We start from the raw sequence: 5,423 nt of genomic DNA, 5'->3' as shown, positions 1-5,423 counted from the left end.
TGCCAGCCAGCACGCCGTAGTTGCCATCGAACTTGCCGCCGGTGGGCTGGGTGTCGATGTGGCTGCCAGTCACGATGGGCGCCAAAGCGTTGTTGCGCCCGGCGCGGCGCATGAAGCCGTTGCCAATCTGGTCGATGGTGACCGTCATGCCGGCCTCGCGTGCCCAGCGCGTGACGAGGTCGCGGCCCTGTTTGTCGAGGTCGGTCAGCGTCAGGCGACAGACGCCGCCTTTCTCGGTGGCGCCGATCTGCGCGAGCTCCATCAGCGAGTCCCAGAGGCGTTGGCCGTTGATGCGTAGATCAGAAGTGTTCATCGAGAGTCCTTGAATTCAGAACACAGCCACAGAGGCACAGAGACACAGAGAGCAAGCGCAATTTCTCTGTGCCTCTGTGTCTCTGTGGCTGTGTTTGTCTTTATCGGGCGACGGCGGTGGGCTGCAGGTCTGCGGCGCGCTTGATGGCTGCGTCGAACTGCGGGCCGAACGGCGGGCGCTTCATGTAGCGACCCTTGCCCTGCTCGGCACGCAGGTCGCCGTTGGCGAACACGACGCGCCCCTGGCTGATCGTGTGGCTGGGAACGCCGCGCACCGTGCGGCCCTCGAAGATGTTGAAGTCGTTCTTCGAGAACTGCGTCTTGGCGCCCAGCGTCTTTGTACCTGCCGGGTCCCACAGCACGAGGTCGGCGTCCGCGCCCTCGGCGATGACGCCCTTGCGCGGGTACATGTTGAAGAGCTTGGCCGCGTTGGCGGACGTGATGGCGACGAATTCGCTGGGTGTGAGCCGGCCGGAGTTGACGGCGGCATCCCACAGCACCGCCATGCGTTCCTCGACGCCGCCGCAGCCGTTGGGGATCTTGGCGAAGTTGTCGCGGCCCATGCCTTTCTGCTCAGCGCAGAAGGTGCAGTGGTCGGTCGCCGTGGTGTGCAGTTGGCCCGACTGCAGGCCGCGCCACAGGAACTCCTGGTGGATTTTGGGACGGAAGGGCGGGCTCATCACGTAGGCGGCTGCCTTCTCGAAGGACGGGTCGCGGTAGACGCTGTCGTCGATGAGCAGGTGGCCGGCCAGCACTTCGCCGTAGACGCGTTGGCCCCGCGCTCGCGCCCGGGCAATCGCTTCGGCGCTTTCAATGCAGCTGACGTGGACGATGTAGATGGGCACGCCCAGCACGTCGGCAATGGCGATGGCGCGGTTGGCGGCTTCGCCTTCCACCATCGGCGGGCGCGACATCGGGTGGCCCTCGGGGCCGGTGATGCCCATCTTGGCGACCTCGGCCTGCAGCAGGTAGACGAGCTCGCCGTTCTCCGCGTGCACGGTGGGCATGGCGCCGAGTTCGAGCGAGCGCTTGAAGCTGTTCACCAGCGTCTCGTCGTCGCACATGATGGCGTTTTTGTAGGCCATGAAGTGCTTGAAGCTGTTCACGCCTTCCTCGCGCACGAGGGTGCCCATGTCGTCGCTGACGCTCTTGTCCCACCACGTCACGGCGACGTGGAAGGCGTAGTCGGCGGCGCTCTTCTCGGCCCAGCCGCGCCAGGTGCGGTAGGCCTCCATCAGCGGCTGCTGCGGGTTGGGGATGACGAAGTCGATGATCGACGTCGTGCCGCCGGCGAGTGCCGCGGCCGTGCCGGTGAAGAAGTCGTCCTGCGTCACCGTGCCCATGAAGGGCAGCTGCATGTGCGTGTGTGGGTCGATGCCGCCGGGGATCAGGTAGCGGCCCGTGCCGTCCAGCGTTTCGGTGCCGGCGGGCGCTTCCTTGACGGCGCGGTCGCCCAGCGCCGCGATGCGGCCATCGACGCACAGCACATCGGTGCGGCTTTCGGCGTCGGCATTGACGACGACGGCGCCGCGGATCAACAGAGAGGTCATGCAGGGGCTCCTTGCGCCACTCGGGCGCGTGGCATGCTGAAGAAATACACCGCGCCCGCCACGGCCAGGCTGAAGAACCAGCCGAAGTCGAACAGGCCGAGCAGTGCGGGCGGCACGGCCGCCTTGTCGATCACGCCCGACACGGCGAGGTAGCCCGGCAGGCAGGGCAGCACGCCGAGCGCGAAGGCGATCACCGCGCGCCAGTTCCAGCCGCCGCTGTATTCGTAAGCGCCGTTGCGGCGGTAGAGGTCGTTCACGCGCAGTTGACCCTTGCGCAGCCCGTAGTAGTCGACCAGCAGGATGCCGGCGATGGCGCCCAGCAGCGCGCCATAACCGCCCAACCACGTGAAGAGATAGCCGCCCGACGTGGCGAGCAGCTTCCAGGGCATGAAGGCCAGGCCGATGACGGCGGCGATGAGGCCGCCCATGCGGAAGCTGATCTTGTCGGGCGCGAGCTGGGAGAAGTCGTAGGAGGGCGAGACGAGGTTGGCCGCCACGTTGGTGGTCAGGTTGGCCAGCAGGATCACCAGCAGGCCGACGCCCGCTGCCACCGGGCCCATCTGCGTCAGCAGGCCATCGGGGAACAGCTGCGCCTTGCCGTAGAGGATGGCCGATGCCGAGAAGCCGATGACGCCCACCATCGAGAACAGCGCCATGGGCAGTGGCAGGCCGACGGCCTGGCCCAGCACCTGGTCGCGTTGCGTCTTGGCGAAGCGGGTGAAGTCGGGGATGTTGAGTGCCAGCGTGGCCCAGAAGCCGACCAGGCCCGTGAGCGCAGCCCAGGTCTTGGGGCCGCCCTCGACGACCTTGGCCGGCAAGGCCAGCAACTGCCCGGCAGGCACCCGCATGAACAACACGATGGCCAGCAGCAGCGAGGCGCCAATCATCAGCGGCGCGGCCACCACCTCCAGCTTGCGGATGGACTCCGGCCCGCGCCAGATGAACCACAGGTGCAAGGCCCAGAAGGCGATGAAGCAGGCGAACTGCGAGCTGCTGATGGTCTCGCCCGCCGCCGGCCCCGCGAGGCCCATGCCCAGCACGTTCAGAAAGCCGTGCAGCGCCAGCGCGCCGAAGTAGCAGTTGATGGAGAACCAGCCGCAGGCCACCAGGCCGCGCAGCACGGCCGGCAGGCCCGCGCCCTTGACGCCGAAGGACAACCGCGCGAGCACCGGGAACGGGATGCCGTGTTCGGCGCCGATGCGGCCGATCAACACCATGGGCACGAGCACGATGCAGTTGGCCGCGAACACTAGCCAGATCGCCATCTGCCAGGAGAAGCCTTGGTCCAGCATGGAGCTGGCCATGGTGTAGGTCGGCACGCAGACGACCATGCCGACCCACAGGGCCGCAAAGTCCTTCCAGCCCCAGTGGCGCTGGGCCGCCGTGGTGGGCAACAGATCGGCGTTGGAGAGGGTCGGATCGACTGTGCTCATGGGGGCCTTCTCGTCAGGGGTTCAGGTGTTCTGAGGGAAAGCAAATTGCGGGCCCTTGGGCAGGCTGTCGGGCCAGCGCTGCATGACGGCCTTGTGCTTCGTGTAGAACCGCACCGCCTCGGGCCCGTAGGCGTGGTGGTCGCCGAACAGGCTGCGCTTCCAGCCGCCAAAGCTGTTGAAGGCCATGGGCACCGGCAGCGGCACGTTGACGCCGACCATGCCGACCTGGATGTGATGCACGAACTCGCGCGCCACGTGGCCGTCGCGGGTGAAGATGGCGACGCCGTTCGCATATTCGTTGGCCTCGATCAAGGCGATGGCTGCGGCCAGGTCGGGCACGCGCACGACGCACAGCACGGGGCCGAAGATCTCCTCGGTGTAGCAGCTCATGTCGGCCGATACGCCGTCCAGCAAAGTGCCGCCGACGAAGAAGCCATCTTCGTGGCCCGGCACCCGCAAACCGCGCCCGTCGACCACCGCCTTCGCGCCGGCTTCGATGCCTTCGCCGATCAGCTTTTCCACGCGCTGCTTGGACGCCCGCGTGATCAGCGGGCCCATCTCGATGCCGGCACCAAAGCCCTCGCCAATCTTTAGCGCCGCGACCTTGGGCGCCAGCGCGGCCACCAGCGCGTCGGCCGCGTCGCCCACCGCCACGGCCACCGAGATGGCCATGCAGCGCTCGCCAGCCGAGCCGTAGGCGGCGCCCATCAGCGCGTCCACGGCCTGCTCCAGGTCGGCGTCGGGCATGACGACCATGTGGTTCTTCGCGCCGCCCAGCGCCTGCACGCGCTTGCCGTGCGACGAGCCGACCTTGTAGATGTGCTCGGCCACCGGCGTGGAGCCGACGAAGCTGACCGCCGCGATGCCGGGGTGGGCCAGGATGGCGTCGACGATGTCCTTGTCGCCCTGCACGACGCTGAAGATGCCGTCGGGCAGGCCGGCGTCCTTCAGCCATTGCGCCATCAGCAGCGACGCACTCGGGTCGCGCTCGCTGGGCTTCAAGATGAAGGCATTGCCGCAGCCGATGGCGAGCGGGTACATCCACATCGGCACCATGGCGGGGAAGTTGAACGGCGTGATGCCGGCCACGACGCCCAGCGGCTGGCGGGTGCTCCAGGCGTCCAGACCGCGCGCGATCTGCTCGGTGTACTCGCCCTTCAGCAGCTGCGGCATGGCGGTCGCGAACTCGATGTTCTCGATGCCGCGCGCCACCTCGCCCAGGGCATCAGGCAGCGTCTTGCCGTGCTCGCGCACGAGGGCGGCAGCCAGTTCCTCGCGCTTGTCCTGCACGATGGCGAGGAACTTGAACAGCACCCGTGAGCGGGCTAGTGCCGGTGTCTGGCCCCAGGCCTTGGCGGCCTTGGTGGCGCTGGCAACGGCGGCGTCCAGGTCGGCCACGCTGCCCAGCAGCAGCTGGCCTTGCACGGCGCCCGTGGCGGGGTTGTAAATGTCTTGCTGGCGGTCGCCGTTGCCTCGTGTGGCCGCGCCGTTGATCCAGTGGCCGACTTCGTAGTGACTCATTGCAGTTCCTTCAAGCGCATCCGGCACTCATGGGGTTGTTCGGGTGCGTGGTCCAGTTGGCGTAGCTGCCGTCGATGACGCGGCCCGTGCGCGCATCGGTTTCGCCCGGTTGTAGAGCGCGCATCGAGATGGTGCCAGGGACGGGGCAGATCGACACGCACAAGTTGCAGCCCACGCATTCGGCGTCGTTCACTTCAAAGTGCCGCTGCCCATCCTTCATCGCAAAGATGGCCTGGTGCGACGTGTCCTCGCAGACGACGTGGCAGCGCCCGCACTTGATGCAGCTGTCCTGATCGATGACGGCCTTCTCGACGTGGTTGAGGTTGAGCTGGTTCCAGTTCTTCACGGTCGGCACCGCGCGGCCACGGAAGTCCTCGATCGACGCGTAGCCTTTCTCGTCCATGAAAGTGTTCAGGCCCGAGCACATGTCCTGCACGATCTTGAAGCCGTAGACCATGGCGGCGGTGCAGACCTGCACGTTGCCGCAGCCCATGGCGATGAACTCGGCCGCGTCGCGCCAGGTGGTGATGCCGCCAATGCCGCTGATGGGCATGCCCGCGGTGGCCGGGTCGCGGGCGATCTCGGCCACCATGTTCAGCGCGATCGG

Annotated in this window: 4 protein-coding genes and 1 pseudogene; all 5 read right to left on the bottom strand. The window is 67.2% G+C overall.

Features of this window, described 5'->3' with window-relative positions; translation table 11 throughout:
• A pseudogene (locus ABIS05_RS17810) lies at nt 1-313 on the bottom strand (Zn-dependent hydrolase); the annotation flags it as partial.
• A gap of 100 nt (nt 314-413) precedes the next feature.
• Nucleotides 414-1,862 (bottom strand): dihydropyrimidinase, encoded by a 1,449-nt coding sequence (gene hydA / locus ABIS05_RS17805; RefSeq protein WP_348009158.1) that lies wholly within the window; start codon nt 1,860-1,862, stop codon nt 414-416.
• Complete coding sequence (locus tag ABIS05_RS17800; protein WP_348009157.1) at nt 1,859-3,295, bottom strand: NCS1 family nucleobase:cation symporter-1; 1,437 nt, start codon at nt 3,293-3,295, stop codon at nt 1,859-1,861. Before ABIS05_RS17800 ends, hydA begins: the two co-directional genes overlap by 4 nt.
• Nucleotides 3,296-3,316: 21 nt before the next feature.
• Entirely contained in the window at nt 3,317-4,816 is a 1,500-nt protein-coding gene (locus ABIS05_RS17795) for a CoA-acylating methylmalonate-semialdehyde dehydrogenase (protein WP_348009156.1), read from the bottom strand.
• Nucleotides 4,817-4,826: 10 nt separating this feature from the next.
• The coding region (locus ABIS05_RS17790; protein ID WP_348009155.1) for a 4Fe-4S dicluster-binding protein at nt 4,827-5,423 on the bottom strand (597 nt) is incomplete at its 5' end.

This window comes from Roseateles sp. (genome assembly GCF_039929605.1).
In the GTDB taxonomy this organism is placed as follows: Bacteria; Pseudomonadota; Gammaproteobacteria; order Burkholderiales; family Burkholderiaceae_C; genus Pelomonas.
This window is presented reverse-complemented; position numbering and strand designations above follow the sequence as displayed.

Excerpts from the sequence above, each read along its gene's own strand:
- hydA (WP_348009158.1), bottom strand. The coding sequence starts at position 1,862 with ATGACCTCTCTGTTGATCCGCGGCGCCGTCGTCGTCAATGCCGACGCC.
- ABIS05_RS17795 (WP_348009156.1), bottom strand. The coding sequence starts at position 4,816 with ATGAGTCACTACGAAGTCGGCCACTGGATCAACGGCGCGGCCACACGA.
- ABIS05_RS17800 (WP_348009157.1), bottom strand. The coding sequence starts at position 3,295 with ATGAGCACAGTCGATCCGACCCTCTCCAACGCCGATCTGTTGCCCACC.